14 protein-coding genes are annotated in these 17078 nt (G+C 69.6%); 7 read left to right on the top strand and 7 right to left on the bottom strand.

The features are described 5' to 3' along the window. The first annotated feature begins 208 nt into the window (after nucleotides 1-208). The 4 genes from ACFZDJ_RS00940 to ACFZDJ_RS00925 all read left to right on the top strand — a co-directional run bounded on the left by ACFZDJ_RS00940 (nucleotide 209) and on the right by ACFZDJ_RS00925 (nucleotide 5456). Nucleotides 209-1846 carry an alpha-amylase family glycosyl hydrolase gene (locus tag ACFZDJ_RS00940; protein ID WP_391055183.1) on the top strand — a complete coding sequence of 546 codons (1638 nt, stop codon included), beginning with the start codon at nucleotides 209-211 and terminating at the stop codon, nucleotides 1844-1846. A gap of 84 nt (nucleotides 1847-1930) precedes the next feature. Beyond that, complete coding sequence (locus ACFZDJ_RS00935) at nucleotides 1931-3256, top strand: extracellular solute-binding protein (protein ID WP_391055180.1); 1326 nt, start codon at nucleotides 1931-1933, stop codon at nucleotides 3254-3256. A 5-nt stretch (nucleotides 3257-3261) separates the two neighbouring features. Then, nucleotides 3262-4620, top strand: a complete 1359-nt coding sequence (locus ACFZDJ_RS00930) for an ABC transporter permease subunit (RefSeq protein ID WP_384906021.1) — start codon at nucleotides 3262-3264, stop codon at nucleotides 4618-4620. Next, entirely contained in the window at nucleotides 4617-5456 is an 840-nt protein-coding gene (locus ACFZDJ_RS00925; RefSeq protein WP_385375599.1) for a carbohydrate ABC transporter permease, read from the top strand. Before ACFZDJ_RS00930 ends, ACFZDJ_RS00925 begins: the two co-directional genes overlap by 4 nt. A gap of 108 nt (nucleotides 5457-5564) precedes the next feature. On the opposite strand, the gene pgl is transcribed toward ACFZDJ_RS00925, so the two are convergent. Genes pgl through tkt form a run of 5 tightly spaced genes read right to left on the bottom strand, consistent with a single transcriptional unit; the run spans nucleotide 5565 to nucleotide 12173 of the window. Then, complete coding sequence (pgl, locus tag ACFZDJ_RS00920) at nucleotides 5565-6347, bottom strand: 6-phosphogluconolactonase (RefSeq protein ID WP_390928362.1); 783 nt, start codon at nucleotides 6345-6347, stop codon at nucleotides 5565-5567. Then, nucleotides 6344-7393, bottom strand: a complete 1050-nt coding sequence (gene opcA, locus ACFZDJ_RS00915) for a glucose-6-phosphate dehydrogenase assembly protein OpcA (RefSeq protein WP_391055177.1) — start codon at nucleotides 7391-7393, stop codon at nucleotides 6344-6346. Before opcA ends, pgl begins: the two co-directional genes overlap by 4 nt. Continuing rightward, nucleotides 7390-8913 (bottom strand): glucose-6-phosphate dehydrogenase, encoded by a 1524-nt coding sequence (gene zwf / locus ACFZDJ_RS00910; RefSeq protein WP_329534673.1) that lies wholly within the window; start codon nucleotides 8911-8913, stop codon nucleotides 7390-7392. The genes opcA and zwf overlap by 4 nt, the downstream gene beginning before the upstream one ends. Before the next feature lie 4 nt (nucleotides 8914-8917). Next, complete coding sequence (tal, locus tag ACFZDJ_RS00905; RefSeq protein ID WP_391055175.1) at nucleotides 8918-10036, bottom strand: transaldolase; 1119 nt, start codon at nucleotides 10034-10036, stop codon at nucleotides 8918-8920. Nucleotides 10037-10070: 34 nt separating this feature from the next. Further along, nucleotides 10071-12173, bottom strand: a complete 2103-nt coding sequence (gene tkt / locus ACFZDJ_RS00900) for a transketolase (protein ID WP_391055173.1) — start codon at nucleotides 12171-12173, stop codon at nucleotides 10071-10073. Nucleotides 12174-12552: 379 nt separating this feature from the next. Between tkt and ACFZDJ_RS00895 the strand changes: the two genes are divergently transcribed. From ACFZDJ_RS00895 to ACFZDJ_RS00885, 3 genes are all read left to right on the top strand, one after another. Further along, the gene (locus tag ACFZDJ_RS00895; RefSeq protein WP_168500946.1) at nucleotides 12553-13506 is read left to right on the top strand and encodes a heme o synthase; all 954 of its coding nucleotides are present in this window, start codon (nucleotides 12553-12555) and stop codon (nucleotides 13504-13506) included. Nucleotides 13507-13602: 96 nt separating this feature from the next. Then, a complete protein-coding gene (locus tag ACFZDJ_RS00890) occupies nucleotides 13603-13959 on the top strand; it encodes a hypothetical protein (protein WP_384906028.1) in 357 nt (118 codons plus the stop codon). Between the two features lie 160 nt (nucleotides 13960-14119). After that, complete coding sequence (locus ACFZDJ_RS00885) at nucleotides 14120-15226, top strand: amidohydrolase family protein (protein WP_168508055.1); 1107 nt, start codon at nucleotides 14120-14122, stop codon at nucleotides 15224-15226. Between the two features lie 27 nt (nucleotides 15227-15253). Here ACFZDJ_RS00885 and ACFZDJ_RS00880 read toward each other — a convergent pair whose 3' ends face one another. Together ACFZDJ_RS00880 and ACFZDJ_RS00875 are read right to left on the bottom strand one after the other, a co-directional pair. After that, nucleotides 15254-16261: a COX15/CtaA family protein gene (locus ACFZDJ_RS00880; RefSeq protein WP_391055170.1), complete on the bottom strand. Its 1008-nt coding sequence runs from the start codon at nucleotides 16259-16261 to the stop codon at nucleotides 15254-15256. A gap of 71 nt (nucleotides 16262-16332) precedes the next feature. Continuing rightward, on the bottom strand, nucleotides 16333-17049 hold the full coding sequence (locus tag ACFZDJ_RS00875) for an ABC transporter permease (RefSeq protein WP_248297683.1): 717 nt from the start codon (nucleotides 17047-17049) through the stop codon (nucleotides 16333-16335). Nucleotides 17050-17078: the final 29 nt, after the last annotated feature.

Genomic DNA, 17078 nt, shown 5'->3' with positions numbered 1-17078 from the left:
CCCCGATAGCACCCCGGCGGTGCCCTGTCGGCATTCTGCTAGTTACTTGTTATGTAACGGGAGCATCCCATCTCCGGGTTTCGTGCCCGAAAAGTCTGCATATAACTTCCCAACTTCCCGGTTGTTGCTGCCTACTCGTTGACACCCGCGCGACACCCCTACTTAACATGCATGCATAACCACAGGCACGCACAGACAGGTCCAACGGGTGACCCTCAACACGCACCGCTGGTGGCGCGACGCAGTGATCTACCAGGTGTACGTCCGCAGCTTCCTGGACAGCACCGGTGACGGCATCGGCGATCTCGCCGGGGTTCGCGCGGGCATGCCGTACCTCAAGAAGCTCGGTGTCGACGGCATCTGGCTGAGCCCCTTCTACCCCTCGCCGCAGCACGACCACGGCTACGACGTCGCCGACTACTGCGACGTGGACCCGCTCTTCGGCGACCTCGCCGAGTTCGACCTGCTGATGACCGACGCCCGCCGCCTCGGCGTCAAGGTGCTCCTGGACATCGTCCCCAACCACTGCTCCAGTGATCACCCGTGGTTCCGGGCCGCGCTCGCGGCGGAGCCGGGCAGCCCGGCCCGCGCCCGCTTCCACTTCGCCGACGGACGCGGCCCGGAGGGCGCCGAGCCGCCCAACAACTGGCACGCCATGTTCGGCGGACCCGCCTGGTCCCGCGTCACCGAGGCGGACGGCAACCCCGGCCAGTGGTACCTGCACATGTTCACGTCCGAGCAGCCCGACCTGAACTGGCGCAACCCCGAGGTCGGCGCGCACTTCGACCACGTGCTGCGGTTCTGGCTCGACCGGGGCGTCGACGGCTTCCGCATCGACGTCGCCGCCGGCCTCTTCAAGCACCCCGACCTGCCGGACTCGCCCGACCCGGAGGCCGACGCCCGCACCCGCGACTCGGTCAACCCGCTCGCCTGGAACCGGCCCGAGGTGCACGACGTGTGGCGCCACTGGCGGTCCGTCTGCGAGGAGTACACCGGGCGCGACGGCCGCGACCGGCTGCTGGTCGGCGAGGTCTCGGTACCGACGGCCCGCGAACACGCCCAGTACGTACGCCCGGACGAGCTCCACCAGGCCTTCTTCTTCGACCTGCTCAGCGCGCCCTGGAACGCCGACGCCTTCCGCAAGGTCATCTCCGAGGCCATGCAGGACATAGCCGGCACCGGATCGACGGTCACCTGGGTCCTCAACAACCACGACCAGGTGCGCACCGTCACCCGCTACGGCGAGCTCGGCACCGAGGGCAGCGGCCTCGGTACGGCCCGTGCCCGCGCCGCCGCACTGCTGATGCTGGCGCTGCCCGGAGCCGCGTACATCTACCAGGGCGAGGAGCTCGGGCTGCCCGAGGTCGTCGACCTGCCCGACGACGTGCTGACGGACCCGATCTTCCGCCGCACGGGAAGCCGCGCCCGCATCCGCGACGGCTGCCGGGTGCCGCTGCCCTGGTCCGGGCACACCTCGCCGTTCGGCTTCACCTCGGGCGCGGAGAGCGCCAAGCCGTGGCTGCCGCAGCCCGCCTACTTCGCCGAGTACGCCACCGACCGCGCGCTCGCCGACACCCGCTCCTTCTGGCACCTCTACCGCGACGGGCTCCAGCTGCGCGCCGGACTCCCGCAGTTGGGCGAGGGCGCGCTGCGCTGGCTTCCGGCGCCGCCCGGCGTCCTCGCCTTCGTCCGCGGCGACGGCCTGGTGTGTGCGGTCAACTTCGACGCGGCCCCGACGCCCGCGCCGGTCTCCGGCACCCCGTTGCTGTCCAGCGGCCCCTGTCCGGCCGGCGTGCTGCCCGGCTCGACGGCCGCCTGGTGGATCAGCGACTGCACGAATCCCTGACCGTCCCCTCCTCTGCTTTCCGTTCCTCGGGTTTCCGTTCCTCTGGTTTCCGTCAATTCCCCTGCCCTGAAAGGGACATCAACGATGATGCGACGACGTACGACCCTGCTCGCGAGCTGCACCGCCCTCGCCCTGGCCCTCGGCGCCACCGCCTGCGGAGGCGGGCCCGTAGCCGCCGGAGGCGGCGGTAAGTCGCTCAGCGGCCAGACGATCACCGTGGCCGGTGTCTGGTCCGGCAGCGAGCAGAAGAACTTCCAGAAGGTCCTGGACGCCTTCACCGCGAAGACGGGCGCCAAGACCCAGTTCGTCTCCACCGGCGACAACGTCTCCACGGTCGTCGGCAGCAAGATCGAGGGCGGCAACGCCCCCGACGTGGTGATGGTCCCGCAGGTCGGCGTCCTCCAGCAGTTCGCGAAGGAGGGCTGGCTCAAGCCGCTCTCCAAGACCACCGAACAGTCCGTCGACACCAACTACGCGAGCGTCTGGAAGAAGTACGGCAGCGTCGGCGACACCTTCTACGGCCTGTACTTCAAGGCCGCCCACAAGTCGACCGTCTGGTACAGCCCCGACGCGTTCGACCAGGCCGGTGTCAAGCCGCCGACCACGTACGACGCCATGCTGAAGGCCGGACACACCGTCTCCGACTCAGGCCTCGCCGCCTTCTCCGTCGCCGGACAGGACGGCTGGACGCTCACCGACTGGTTCGAGAACATCTACCTCTCCCAGGCGGGCCCCGAGAAGTACGACGCCCTGGCCGCCCACCGGCTGAAGTGGACCGACCCGACCGTGGTCAAGGCGCTCACCACCCTCGGCAAGCTCTTCAAGGACAAGCAACTGATGGCCGGCGGCCAGAAGGGGGCCCTGAACACGGACTTCCCCGGCTCCGTCGAGAAGGTCTTCGGACCCAAGCCCGAGGCGGGCATGGTCTACGAGGGCGACTTCGTCGCCGGGGTCGCCAAGGACCAGTTCGGCAAGAAGATCGGCAAGGACGCGAACTTCTTCCCCTTCCCCGCGGTCGACGGCGGCAAGGCGCCGGTGGTCAGCGGCGGCGACGCGGCCGTGGTCCTCAAGGACGGCAAGAACCAGAAGGCCGCCATGACGTTCCTGGAGTACCTGGCGACCCCCGAAGCCGCCGCCGTCTGGGCCGGGGCGGGCGGCTTCCTCTCCCCGAACAAGAAGCTCGACCTCGCCTCCTACAGCGACGACATCACCCGCGAGACCGCCAAGTCCCTGGTCGCCGCCGGGGATTCGGTCCGCTTCGACATGTCCGACCAGGCTCCCGCCGCGTTCGGCGGCACCAAGGGCGCCGGCGAGTGGAAGCTCCTCCAGGACTTCCTCCGTGACCCCTCGGACCCGAAGGCGACCGCGGCCGAACTGGAGAAGGCCGCGGCCAAGGCGTACCAGGGCTGATCACCATGACCGCCACCCTCGTGAAAGAGGCGAGCCCTCCGGCCGTCGGCACGGCCGACCACAGACGGCGCGCCAGGCGCCGCGGCCGGATCATCGCCCTCGTCTTCGTCCTGCCCGCCCTGCTCCTGCTCGGCGCGCTCGTCGTCTACCCCGTGGTCTTCTCCGTGGGGCGCAGCTTCTTCGACGCCTCCGGCAACCGGTTCGTGGGCGGCGACAACTACACCGAGATGTTCCGCGACCCGGCCACGCTCAAGGCCGTACGCAACAGCGCCATCTGGGTCGTCGTCGCGCCGACGCTGCTCACCGGGCTCGGCCTGGTGCTCGCCGTCCTGGTCGAGAAGATCCGCTGGGCCACCGCGTTCAAGCTGCTGCTGTTCATGCCCATGGCGGTCTCCTTCCTGGCCGCCGGCATCATCTTCAGGCTCGCGTACGACGAGGACCCCGACAAGGGTGTCCTGAACGCCGCCGTGGTCGGCGTCCACGACGCGTTCGAGGGAACCTCGTCCTATCCGACCGCCCGCGCCCGCGACGGCCGAGGCCTCACCAAGGGCGCCGACGGTTCGTACCGTACGACCGCCTCCGCCTCGCCCGGCCACACGGTCGGCCTCGGCCTCGTCGGCGTCCTCCCCAAGGACCTGCCGAAGGATGCGAAGCCCGCCTACGCGGCCGCAGGGCAGAAGGCGGCCCGGGACGAGCTGCGCGGTGTCGTCTACCTGGACTTCACACCCGGCGGGGGAGGGAAACAGGGCCAGGTCGACCGCGGGGAGAGCGGACTGCCCGAGATGAAGGTCGAGGCGGCGCGCGACGGAAAGACGGTCGCGAGCACGACCACCGCGGCCGACGGCTCCTTCCGCTTCTTGGGGCTGGACTCCGGCTCGTACACCGTGCGGCTGCCCGCGTCGAACTTCAGCCCGCCGTACGAGGGTGTGTCCTGGCTCGGTCCTGCGCTGGTCACCCCCGCCATCATCGGCGCGTACCTGTGGATCTGGACCGGCTTCGCCATGGTGCTGATCGGCGCCGGACTCGCCGCCCTGCCGCGCGACGCGCTGGAGGCGGCCCGGATGGACGGCGCCAACGAGTGGCAGATCTTCCGCCGGATCACCGTGCCGCTGCTGGCACCCGTGCTCACCGTGGTCTTCGTCACGCTCGTGATCAACGTGATGAAGGTCTTCGACCTCGTCTACATCATCGCGCCCGGACCGGTGCAGGAGGACGCCACCGTGCTCGCCACCCAGATGTGGCTGGTGTCCTTCGGCGGCGGCAACAACCAGGGCCTGGGCAGCGCACTCGGTGTGCTCCTCCTGCTCCTGGTCGTCCCCGCCATGGTCTTCAACGTCCGCCGCTTTAGAAGGAGTCAACGATGAACGCGCTCAGGCGGGGGCTCGGCAACGGCCTGGTGCAGGCGTTCCTGGTGATCGTCGGCCTGGTCTGGGTCACCCCGCTCGCAGGGCTCTTCCTCTCCTCGATGCGCTCGGCGCAGGACACCGCCAAGGGAGGCTGGTGGACGGCGCTGACCAGCCCCGGTCAGCTCTCCTTCGACAACTACTCCGCCCTTCTGGGCAATGCGGGGATGACGCGGGCGTTCTGGAACACCGTGCTGATCTCCGTGCCGGCCACCGTCCTCGTCGTGGTGATCGCGGCGCTCGCCGGATACGCCTTCGCCTGGCTGGAGTTCCCCTTCCGGGACACGATCTTCCTTGTCGTGGTGGCGTTGTTGGTGGTGCCGGTTCAGATCGGGCTGCTGCCGGTCGCCAAACTCTTCGGCGCGCTGGGGCTGTTCGGCACGATTCCCGGTGTCGTGCTCTTCCACGTCTCCTACGGGCTGCCGTTCGCCATCTTCCTGCTGCGCAACTACTTCGCGGAGATGCCGAAGGAGATGCTGGAAGCCGCCCGGATGGACGGTGGCAGCGAGTGGCGCATCTTCACCCGGCTGGTGCTGCCGGTCGGACGTCCGGCCATCGCGAGCCTGGCCATCTTCCAGTTCCTGTGGGTGTGGAACGACATGCTGGTCGCCCTGCTGTTCGCCGACAGTTCCTCGCAGCCGTTGACAGTCGAACTCCAGTCCCAGATACGGCAGTTCGGCAGCAACATCGATGTGCTGGCACCGGGAGCGTTTCTGTCGCTGATCGTCCCGGTGATGGTGTTCTTCGCGTTCCAGCGGCACTTTGTGCAGGGGGTGATGGCCGGGTCGGTGAAGTGACGTGCTTTCTCGCCCCCGCCAAAAGACTCGCGCGGTTCCCCGCGCCCCTCTTCAGGGGCGCGGGGAACCGCGCGAACGGGGTCTGGGGCCAAGCCCCGGGTACGGCTCTCAGGCCGAAGCCGGCGGGTACAGCGAGCGTGGCAGCTGGGAGGCCGCTGCCGCGTCCAGGAGCCACAGGGTGCGGGAGCGGCCGTGGGCGCCGGCCGCCGGGGCCTGCACCTCGCCCGCGCCCGAGAGGGCGATCGCCGCGGCCTGCGCCTTGTCCTCGCCGGCCGCCAGCAACCAGACCTCACGGGCGGAGCGGATCGCGGGCAGGGTGAGCGTGACCCGGGTCGGCGGGGGCTTGGGGGCGCCGTGCACGCCCACCACCGTCCGCTCCGTCTCGCGGACCGCCGGCAGCTCCGGGAAGAGCGAGGCCACGTGGGTGTCCGGGCCCACGCCCAGCATCAGGACGTCGAACGAGGGCACGGAACCGTGGTTCTCGGGGCCCGCCGCCTTCGCGAGCTCGGCCGCGTACGCCTCCGCCGCCGCGTCCACGTCGGCACCGTAGGGACCGTCGGACGCGGGCATCGGATGCACCCGTGCGGGGTCCACCGGCACCGAGTCCAGCAGCGCCGCACGGGCCTGGGTGTCGTTGCGGTCCGGATCGCCCTCGGGCAGGAACCGCTCGTCACCCCACCACAGGTCGATACGGCTCCAGTCGACGGCGTCCCGGGCGGGCGCGTCCGCGAGCGCCGCGAGGAGCCCGTTGCCGTTGCGCCCGCCGGTGAGGACCACCGAGGCGTAGCCGCGCGAGGCCTGCGCGTCCACGACCTTGGTGATCAGCCGGGCCGCGGCGGCCTGGGCCATCAGCTCCTTGTCGCGGTGCACGACGAGCTGCGGAGTGTTCACTTGGCGGCCGCCTTCTTCGCAGGAGCCTTCGCCGGGGCCTTCTTCGCGGGTGCCTTGGCGGCGGGTGCCTTGGCGGCCGCCTTCGCCGTGGCCGGCTCCTCCTCGACGGCGTCGGCCGCCGCCCCGTTCAGCCGGTCCACCCCGTAGCGCAGCGCCGACGCGTAGGTGTCGTCCGGGTCGAGCCGGCGCAGCTCCTCCGCGATCAGCTCCGAGGTGTCGCGGCGCTTGAGCGCCACCGCACGGTCGGGCTGGCCCTCGATGGAGAGGGTCGCCAGGGTGCCGTCGGCGCGGTCCAGCGCGATCGGGCCGCAGCTCGTTTCCATACGGACGGCGGTGAGGCCGGGGCCGGAGGACTTGGACCGCTTGACGGGGACGTCCAGCCGGTCCGCGAGCCACATGGCGAGCAGTTCCACGCTCGGGTTGAACTCCTCGCCCTCCACCTCGACCGCGTTCACGTCACAGATGACCTGGTCGAGGGCGGCGGCCAGCATCGAGCGCCAGGGCGTGATGCGGGTCCAGGAGAGGTCGGTGTCCCCGGGGGTGTAGGCGTCGGCACGCGCGTTGAGCTCGCGTACGGGCGCCTCGGCGGCGTAGGTGTCGGTGACGCGGCGCTGGGCCAGCTTTCCGAGCGGGTCGTTGGCCGGGTCGAGCGGCGCGCTCACCGGCCACCAGACGACGACCGGCGCGTCCGGCAGCAGCAGCGGCAGGACGACCGAGTCGGCGTGGTCGGCGACCTCGCCGTACAGCCGCAGCACGACCGTCTCGCCGGTGCCCGCGTCCGCGCCGACCCGCACCTCGGCGTCGATGCGGGACTTCGTGCGGTCGCGGGGCGAGCGGGAGACGCGCTTGATGACCACGAGGGTGCGCGAGGGGTGCTCGCGGGACGCCTCGTTGGCGGCCTTCAGGGCGTCGTAGGCGTTCTCCTCGTCGGTGACGATGACGAGGGTGAGCACCATGCCCACGGCGGGGGTGCCGATGGCGCGGCGGCCCTGCACCAGCGCCTTGTTGATCTTGCTGGCCGTGGTGTCCGTGAGGTCTATCTTCATGGGCGACGCCAGCTCCGTCCGTCTCGCTCGAGCATTTCGTCGGCCTCGACGGGGCCCCACGTGCCCGAGGGGTACTGCGCGGGCTTGCCGTGCTTGTCCCAGTACTGCTCGATTGGGTCGAGGATCTTCCAGGACAGCTCGACCTCCTCGGTGCGCGGGAAGAGGTTCGAGTCGCCCAGCAGGACGTCCAGGATCAGGCGCTCGTACGCCTCCGGGCTCGACTCCGTGAAGGACTCGCCGTAGGCGAAGTCCATGGAGACGTCCCGGATCTCCATCGAGGTGCCGGGCACCTTGGAGCCGAAGCGGACCGTGACGCCCTCGTCGGGCTGGACGCGGAAGACGATCGCGTTCTGGCCCAGCTCCTCCGTCGCCGTGTGATCGAACGGGGAGTGCGGGGCGCGCTGGAAGACGACCGCGATCTCGGTGACGCGGCGGCCGAGCCGCTTGCCGGTGCGCAGATAGAAGGGGACGCCCGCCCAGCGGCGGTTGTCGACCTCCACCTTGATCGCGGCGTAGGTGTCGGTCTTCGACTTGGGGTCGATACCGTCTTCCTGGAGGTAGCCGACGGCCTTCTCGCCGCCCTGCCAGCCGGCCGCGTACTGCCCGCGGACGGTGTCGCGGCCCAGATCCCGGGGGATTCGGACCGCGCCGAGGACCTTGGTCTTCTCGGCGGCGAGGGCGTCCGCGTCGAAGGAGGCGGGCTCCTCCATGGCGGTCAGGGCCATCAGCTGCAGGAGGTGGTTCTGGATGACGTCCCGGGCGGCGCCGATGCCGTCGTAGTAACCGGCGCGGCCGCCGATGCCGATGTCCTCGGCCATGGTGATCTGGACGTGGTCGACGAAGGACCGGTTCCAGATCGGCTCGAACATCGTGTTGGCGAAGCGGAGCGCCAGGATGTTCTGGACGGTCTCCTTGCCGAGGTAGTGGTCGATGCGGAAGACCTGGTCCGAGGAGAAGACCTCGTGCACGATCGCGTTGAGTTCCTCGGCCGACTTCAGGTCGTGGCCGAAGGGCTTCTCGATGACCGCGCGCCGCCAGGAGCCGTTCGACTGGTCGGCCAGGTGATGCTTCTTCAGCTGCTGGATGACCACCGGGAAGGCGGACGGCGGCACGGAGAGGTAGAAGGCGAAGTTGCCGCCCGTGCCCTGTGCCTTGTCCAGCTCGTCGATCGTGGCGCGCAGCCGCTCGAACGAGTCGTCGTCGTCGAAGGTGCCCTGGACGAAGCGCATCCCCTGGATGAGCTGCTGCCAGACCTCCTCGCGGAACTCCGTACGGGCGTGTTCCTTGACGGCGTCGTGGACTACCTGGGCGAAGTCCTCGTTCTTCCACTCGCGGCGGGCGAAGCCGACGAGCGAGAAGCCCGGCGGCAGCAGCCCGCGGTTGGCGAGGTCGTACACGGCAGGCATCAGCTTTTTACGTGACAAATCGCCCGTGACGCCGAAGATGACCAGGCCCGACGGCCCCGCGATACGCGGGAGCCGTCGGTCTGCGGGGTCACGCAGCGGGTTGCTGCTTGACAAGGTTTCAGCCCTCCGAAGGGGCGAGGCGCTTGAGCTCCGCCTCTGTGGACTTGAGCAGGTCGTTCCAGGACGCCGCGAACTTCTCGACGCCCTCGTCCTCCAGGAGCTGGACCACGTCGTCGTACGAGATCCCGAGCTTCTCGACCGCGTCGAGTTCGGCGCGGGACTGCTCGTACGTACCGGCGATGGTGTTGCCGGTGATGACGCCGTGGTCCTCGGTGGCCTGCAGGGTGGCCTCCGGCATGGTGTTCACCGTGTTCGGCGCCACCAGATCGTCGACGTACAGGGTGTCCTTGTACGCCGGGTCCTTGACGCCGGTCGACGCCCACAGCGGGCGCTGCTTGTTGGCCTGCGCCTTGTCGAGGGCGGCCCAGCGGTCGGAGGAGAAGACCTCCTCGTACGCCTCGTAGGCGAGCCGGGCGTTGGCGAGAGCCGCCTTGCCGCGGGCGGCCTTGGACTCGGGGGTGCCCAGGGCGTCGAGCCGCTTGTCGATCTCGGTGTCCACGCGGGACACGAAGAAGGACGCCACCGAGTGGATCTTGGAGAGGTCCAGGCCCGCGGCCTTCGCCTTCTCCAGACCCGCCAGGTAGGCGTCCATGACCTCGCGGTAGCGCTCCAGCGAGAAGATCAGCGTGACGTTGACGCTGATGCCCCTGCCGATGACCTCGGTGATCGCGGGCAGACCCGCCTTGGTCGCCGGGATCTTGATGAGCGTGTTCGGGCGGTCCACCAGCCAGGCCAGCTGCTTGGCCTCGGCGATGGTCGCCGCGGTGTTGTGGGCCAGGCGCGGGTCGACCTCGATGGAGACCCGGCCGTCCTGGCCCTGCGTCGCGTCGAAGACCGGACGCAGGATGTCGGCGGCGTCACGGACGTCCGCCGTCGTGATCATGCGGATGGCCTCGTCGACGGTGACCTTGCGGGCGGCGAGGTCGGCGAGCTGCTGCTCGTAGCCGTCGCCGCTGCTGATCGCCTTCTGGAAGATCGACGGGTTGGTGGTGACGCCCACGACGTGCTGCTGGTCGATCAGTTCGGCGAGATTGCCGGACGTGATCCGCTTGCGCGACAGGTCGTCCAGCCAGATCGCGACGCCTTCCTCGGAGAGGCGCTTGAGTGCGTCTGTCATGGAAATTGCATCTCCTACGTGTCGTATATCAGCGTCAGCGCTGGGCTGCGGCGATCGATTCCCGGGCGGCATTGGCGACGTTCTCGGCAGTGAAGCCGAATTCACGGAAGAGGACCTTGCCGTCGGCCGAAGCACCGAAGTGCTCCAGCGAAACAATGCGTCCCGCGTCCCCGACGAACCGGTGCCAGGTCAGACCGATACCGGCCTCGATCGAGACGCGCGCCTTCACCGACGGCGGCAGGACGCTGTCCCGGTACCCCTGGTCCTGCTCCTCGAACCACTCCACGCACGGCATGGACACGACCCGCGTCGGGACGCCCGCGGCCTGGAGCTGCTCGCGCGCCTCCACCGCCACGTGCACCTCGGAACCGGTGGCGATGAGGATGACCTCCGGCTCCGCGCTCTGCCCGCCGGGCCCTTCGGCCTCGAAGCGGATGTATCCGCCCTTGACCGTGTTCTCGTCGGCCTCGTACGTCGGCACGCCCTGACGGGTCAGCGCGAGGCCGTGCGGAGCGCCCTTGCCGAAGACCTTCGTGTAGCGCCCCAGGATCTCGCGCCAGGCGATCGCGGTCTCGTTGGCGTCCGCGGGACGCACGACGTTGAGGCCGGGGATGGCACGCAGCGAGGCCAGGTGCTCGACCGGCTGGTGGGTCGGGCCGTCCTCACCGAGACCGATGGAGTCGTGCGTCCACACGTACGTCACCGGCAGGTGCATCAGCGCGGACAGACGCACGGCGTTGCGCATGTAGTCGGAGAACACCAGGAAGGTGCCGCCGTAGACACGGGTGTTGCCGTGCAGCGTGATCCCGTTCATCTCCGCGGCCATGGAGTGCTCGCGGATGCCGAAGTGGATCGTGCGGCCGTACGGGTCGGCCTCCGGCAGCGGGTTGTCGGCCGGCAGGAACGAGGAGTTCGGGTCGATCGTCGTGTTGTTCGAGCCCGCGAGGTCGGCGGAGCCGCCCCACAGCTCGGGGATGACCGCACCGAGAGCCTGCAGCACCTTGCCGGACGCGGCACGGGTGGCGACACCCTTGCCCGCCTCGAACGCCGGGAGCTTCTCCTCCCAGCCGGCCGGCAGCTCGCACGCGGCGATCCGGTCGAACTCGGCGGCACGCTCGGGCTGAGCGGTGCGCCACTCCTGGAAGCCCTTCTCCCACTCGGCCTTCGCCTCACGACCGCGGTCGAGAGCCTGGCGGGTGTGCGCGAGGACCTCGTCCGCGACCTCGAAGGACTTCTCCGGGTCGAAGCCGAGGACGCGCTTGGTGGCCGCGACCTCGTCCTCGCCGAGCGCCGAGCCGTGCGCGGCCTCGGTGTTCTGCGCGTGCGGAGCGGGCCAGGCGATGATCGAGCGCATCGCGATGAACGACGGCTTGTCCGTCACCTTCTTCGCGGCCTCGATGGCGTTGTAGATGGCGTGCGGATCGATGTCGCCGTCCGGCTTCGGAGCGACGCGCTGCACGTGCCAGCCGTACGCCTCGTACCGCTTGACGGTGTCCTCGGAGACCGCCGTCTCGGTGTCGCCCTCGATCGAGATGTGGTTGTCGTCCCACAGCAGGACCAGGTTGCCGAGCTTCTGGTGACCGGCCAGGGAGGACGCCTCGTGCGAGATGCCCTCCTGGAGGCAGCCGTCACCGGCGATCGCGTAGATGAAGTGGTCGAAGGGGGACTCGCCCTGCGCCGTGTCCGGGTCGAACAGACCGCGCTCGTAGCGGGCGGCCATCGCCATGCCCACCGCGTTCGCGACACCCTGCCCGAGCGGGCCGGTCGTCGTCTCCACGCCCGGAGTGTGTCCGTACTCGGGGTGGCCCGGGGTGCGGGAGCCCCACGTCCGGAAGGACTCGAGATCGTCCAGCTCCAGGCCGAACCCGGCCAGGTAGAGCTGGGTGTAGAGGGTCAGGGACGAGTGGCCCGCGGACAGCACGAAGCGGTCACGTCCGGTCCAGTCGGGATCCGCCGGGTCGTGCCGCATCACCTTCTGAAAGAGGGTGTACGCGGCAGGCGCCAGACTCATGGCCGTACCGGGATGGCCGTTTCCGACCTTCTGTACGGCATCGGCGGCCAGGACGCGGGCGGTGTCGACGGCCCGCTGGTCCAACTCGGTCCACTCGAGGTCTGTGGTGGTCGGCTTGGTGCTCACCCTGGGTCAGGGCTCCTCTCCACATGTCACGCATGTCGAATGCCGGTGCACTGGGCGCCCACCGGCCGTTGTCGAGCCTACCCCCGTAGGTACGTGCGTTTTTTCGAGTCATTCCAGACTGCCGGGACTCTCCGGGATCCGCCTCCCGACTGGTCCGTTCCGTGTTCGGCAACTGAATACGGAGCCGCTCGTAAGAGTGCTCAATCGAGCTCCGTCACGCCCGTTGTGCAGGCCCTCTTCCCTCGCTGGTGCGGCCGCTCCCAACACGACCCCACCCCCGCGAAGGCCGAGGTATAGGCAACGTCTACAGTGGCGTGGTACGCGCGAGCCTTTACGGGGAGTTCACACCCGGGGGCTTGCTGGGATGTCTCTGTCAGGGGTGTGCGTGACGGCCGTCGAATCCCGTCCAGCGGGGGTGCTCGGGACGAGCAGCAGCCCAAGCCACCGGCCGTTCGGGGCCCGTGTCAAGGCGTTCGTGGCGCTGACCAAGCCGCGAATCATCGAACTGTTGCTGATCACCACCGTTCCGGTGATGTTCCTGGCGCAGCAGGGTGTACCCGACCTCAAGCTGGTCCTGCTCACCTGTCTCGGCGGTTTTCTGTCGGCGGGCGGCGCCAACGCGCTGAACATGTACATCGACCGCGACATCGACGCTCTGATGGAGCGCACCTCGCAGCGCCCGCTGGTCACCGGCATGGTCAGCCCACGCGAGTGCCTGGCCTTCGGGATCACGCTGGCGGTCGTCTCGACCCTGCTGTTCGGGCTGACCGTCAACTGGCTGTCCGCCTGGCTGTCACTCGGAGCGCTCCTTTTCTACGTCGTCGTTTACACGATGATCCTCAAGCGGCGCACCTCCCAGAACATCGTCTGGGGCGGCATCGCCGGCTGCCTCCCGGTGCTCATCGGCTGGTCGTCCGTCACCAACTCCATGTCGTGGGCGCCGGTCATCCTCTTCCTCGTCATGTTCTTCTGGACGCCGCCGCACTACTGGCCGCTGTCCATGAAGGTGAAGGACGACTACGCGCGCGTGGGCGTGCCGATGCTCCCGGTCGTCGCCTCGAACAAGGTGGTCGCCCGCCAGATCGTCATCTACAGCTGGGTGATGGTCGCGGTCTCGCTGCTGCTCACCCCGCTCGGCTACACGGGCTGGTTCTACACCCTGGTCGCGCTCGGCGCGGGCGGGTTCTGGCTGTGGGAGGCGCACGGTCTGCAGAACCGCGCCAAGGCCGAGGTGACCGGCGGGAAGCTCAAGGAGATGCGGCTGTTCCACTGGTCCATCACCTATGTGTCGCTCCTGTTCGTGGCGGTCGCGGTGGACCCCTTCCTGCGCTAGAGCCTGTCCGGCGGATTCTTCACGGGCGGGGTACGTGGGCTAAGCCACGTACCCCGCCCGTCGCCGTTTGATCTACCCGTCGGTAGCATCCTGGCCATGGCAGACACGCAGCAGGTTGACGAGACCACCGGCGCCGCCCAGGACGTCAAGGCCGAGCGCAAGGCGGCCAAGCTCGCCCAGCGGATCAACGCCTTCGCCAAGGAGCACGGCGGGACCGAGGGGCATGTCGAGTACATCGGACAGCGCGGCGCCCGGATCGTCCTCGTCGGTGCGGACGGTGCCTGGGGGGACGTGGTGGCGCCGACCTACACGATTGCCGAAGAGGCCGTGAAGAAGGCCGGGATCACTGTTCACGAGGCGTTCGACGGTGAGTTCGCGGCGAAGGTCAAGACGGGGCCGTACGAGTGGAAGAGGATGGCGGGGATCCAGCTTGGGGCGCCGAGTAACGGCTGACAGTATCTGTTATCTGTCACCTGATAGTTGATATCCGTCATCTGATATCCGGCGGCCGATATCCGTCAGCTGTTGTACGGCTTGCGCTTCACCAACACCTGACGCCCGCCTCACCCGTTAGGACCTGAAGAACGCAACGGTCCAGTCGCGGGGAGTCCGGATGATCGAAACGCCATCCCTGGTGGACCAGTACTGCCACGGCGTACTGAGGACGGAGCTGGGCCTCGGCACCTTCGAGGCCCACCTCGCCAGAACCGAGGGCCCCCCGGCCCCCGGCACCACCTTCTTCGACACCCAGACCGGCTTCGCGGTACGCCGTTGGTGCCCGCCCCTGCTCGGCCTGGAACCGCACTGTCCGCCCGCCCGCTATCTGGCCAGGCGTCGCGAACTCGGCGTCCTGGAGTCGGGGCGCAGACTCCTGCGCGGCAGCGGCATCACGACGTACCTCGTCGACACGGGGCTGCCCGGGGACCTGACGGGACCGGGCGAGATGGCCTCGACCGGCGCGGCCCACGCCCATGAGATCGTCCGCCTGGAGCTGTTGGCGGAACAGGTCGCGGACACCTCGGGCACCGTCGAGTCCTTCCTCGCCAATCTCGCCGAGTCCGTCCACGGAGCCGCCGCGAACGCCGTCGCCTTCACGTCGGTCGCGGGGGGACGGCACGGTCTGGCGCTCGCGCCCGAGCCGCCGGGACCGGGAGAGGTGCGGGGCGCCGCGGGCCGCTGGCTGGCGGGCCGCCGGGTGGGCGGTGCGCTGAGCGACCCGGTCCTGCTGCGGCACTTACTGTGGATCGCGGTCGCCTCGGGTCTGCCCCTCCAGCTCCACGCGGGCCTGGGCGAACCCGGTCTGCGCATCGACCGCACCGACCCCGTCCTGCTCACCGACTTCGCCCGTGCCACGGCGGGGCTCGGCACGGATCTCGTCCTCCTGCACGGCTACCCGTACCACCGCCACGCGGCGCACCTCGCCGGGGTCTTCCCGCACGTCTATGCGGACCTGGGTGCGGCTCTGGTGCGTACGGGAGCGCGGGCGGCGGCCGTCCTCTCCGAGATCCTGGAGCTGGCCCCCTTCGGCAAGCTCCTGTTCTCCAGCGGGGCACACGGCCTGCCCGAACTGCACGTCGTCGGCGCGCGCCTGTTCCGCGAGGCGCTCGCCCGGGTGCTGGGTGCCTGGGTCGCCGAGGGCGCCTGGTCGCTGGTGGACGCGCAGCGGGTGGCGGGACTGATCGCGGCGGGGAACGCGCGGCGGGTGTACGGGGTGGAGTGAGCCGGTGCCGGATTCCCTGCAACCGGCCTACGCGCGCGTGAGCGCCGATTCCGCGGCCGGCCCCGGCAGTTCCGCCGCGATCCCAGGGCGTTCGCGCAGCGACAGCAGGACCCGCAGGACGCCGATCCAGACCAGGCAGGCGCCGAACATGTGGAGGCCGACCAGGGCCTCGGGGAGGTCCGTGAGGTACTGGACGTAGCCGATGACGCCCTGGCCGAGCAGGATCAGGAACAGGTCGCGGGTGCGGTCGAGCGGGCCCTTGGGGGCGTCGACGGCCTTGAGGACGAACCACAGGGCGAAGGTCAGCGTGACCACGATCCAGGCCAGCACGGCGTGCAGCTTGGTGACGGTCTCCCAGTTGACGGCCATGCGTTCGACCTCGCTGGAGTCGCCCGCGTGCGGACCCGCGCCGGTGACCACCGTGCCCACCGCGATCAGCAGGACGGCGGCGGCGACCAGGCACCACACGAGCTGCTGCACCGCCTTGCCGACCAGCGGGCGCGGCTCGGCGGAGCCCTCGCGCGTGCGCTGCCACATCACCGTGGCCACCGTGATGAGCGCCGTGGAGAGCAGGAAGTGCGCGGCGACCGTGTAGGGGTTGAGGCCGACCAGGACCACGATGCCGCCGAGGATCGCGTTGCTCATGACGATCCAGAACTGTGCCCAGCCGAGCCGGGTGAGGTCGCGCCGCCACGGCTTCTCGGAGCGTGCGGCGATGATCGCCCAGCCGACCGCGGCGCACAGCACGTAGGTCAGCATGCGGTTGGTGAACTCGATGACTCCGTGGTAGCCCATCGCGCTCGTCGTGGTGAGCGAGTCGTCGGTGCACTTGGGCCAGGTCGGGCAGCCGAGGCCCGAACCGGTCAGCCGTACGGCGCCGCCGGTGACCACGATGACCACCGACATGACGAGCGCGGCGAGGGCCGCTCGTTGCACCGTCCGGGAGGTCGGGGTCCAGCGTTCGGCGATGAGGGCGAGCGGGTTGCGCGCGAAGGCTACGGCGTCGGCTCGGGTCACGTTTGGCACGGGCCCCATCGTAGGCGGCCGCTTGTGCACGTCTTCACGAGGCCCCCGCACCTACGCAAATCGCCACCTCAGCCCGGGAGTCACTCCCAGCGGAAGAACCTGCCCGCCACTCCCAGGCCCACGACCGCCCACACGGCCAGGATCCCGAGGTCGCCCCACGGCATGCCCGCCCCGTGCTGGAGTACGTCCCGCAGCCCGTCCGAGAGCGCCGAGATGGGCAGCAGGCCGAGCACGTCCTGGGCGCCCGCCGGGAACTTGTCCATCGGGACGATCACGCCGCCGCCCACGAGGAGCAGCAGGAAGACCAGGTTCGCGGCGGCGAGCGTCGCCTCCGCCTTGAGTGTGCCGGCCATCAGCAGGCCCAGGCCCGAGAAGGCGGCCGTGCCCAGGATCAGCAGGAGCAGGACGGCCAGCGGGTTGCCGTGCGGCGACCAGCCCAGCGAGAAGGCGATCACCGTCAGCAGGACGACCTGGAGGACCTCCGTGACCAGCACGGACGCCGTCTTCGCGGTCATCAGGCCCCAGCGGGGCAGCGGGGAGGCGGCGAGACGCTTCAGGACCCCGTAGCGCCGTTCGAAGCCGGTGGCGATGGCCTGCCCGGTGAAGGCCGTCGACATCACGGCGAGCGCCAGGATGCCGGGGGCCAGGAAGTCGACCGACTTGCCCTTGCCGGTGTCGATGATGTCGACCGAGCTGAAAAGAACCAGCAGGAGTGTCGGGATGATCACCGTGAGGAGGAGTTGCTCTCCGTTGCGGAGCAGCATCTTCGTCTCGAGCGCGGCCTGCGCGCCGATCATCCGGGGCAGCGGGGCCGCCCCCGGCTTCG

Source organism: Streptomyces sp. NPDC007896 (assembly GCF_042959425.1).
Lineage (GTDB): Bacteria > Actinomycetota > Actinomycetes > Streptomycetales > Streptomycetaceae > Streptomyces.
This window is presented reverse-complemented; position numbering and strand designations above follow the sequence as displayed.

Coding starts and splice junctions, on each gene's coding strand:
- ACFZDJ_RS00935 (WP_391055180.1), top strand. CDS start 1,931: ATGATGCGACGACGTACGACCCTGCTCGCGAGCTGCACCGCCCTCGCC.
- ACFZDJ_RS00930 (WP_384906021.1), top strand. CDS start 3,262: ATGACCGCCACCCTCGTGAAAGAGGCGAGCCCTCCGGCCGTCGGCACG.
- ACFZDJ_RS00925 (WP_385375599.1), top strand. CDS start 4,617: ATGAACGCGCTCAGGCGGGGGCTCGGCAACGGCCTGGTGCAGGCGTTC.
- opcA (WP_391055177.1), bottom strand. CDS start 7,393: ATGAAGATAGACCTCACGGACACCACGGCCAGCAAGATCAACAAGGCG.
- tal (WP_391055175.1), bottom strand. CDS start 10,036: ATGACAGACGCACTCAAGCGCCTCTCCGAGGAAGGCGTCGCGATCTGG.
- ACFZDJ_RS00890 (WP_384906028.1), top strand. CDS start 13,603: ATGGCAGACACGCAGCAGGTTGACGAGACCACCGGCGCCGCCCAGGAC.
- ACFZDJ_RS00885 (WP_168508055.1), top strand. CDS start 14,120: ATGATCGAAACGCCATCCCTGGTGGACCAGTACTGCCACGGCGTACTG.
- ACFZDJ_RS00880 (WP_391055170.1), bottom strand. CDS start 16,261: ATGGGGCCCGTGCCAAACGTGACCCGAGCCGACGCCGTAGCCTTCGCG.
- ACFZDJ_RS00875 (WP_248297683.1), bottom strand. CDS start 17,049: ATGATCGGCGCGCAGGCCGCGCTCGAGACGAAGATGCTGCTCCGCAAC.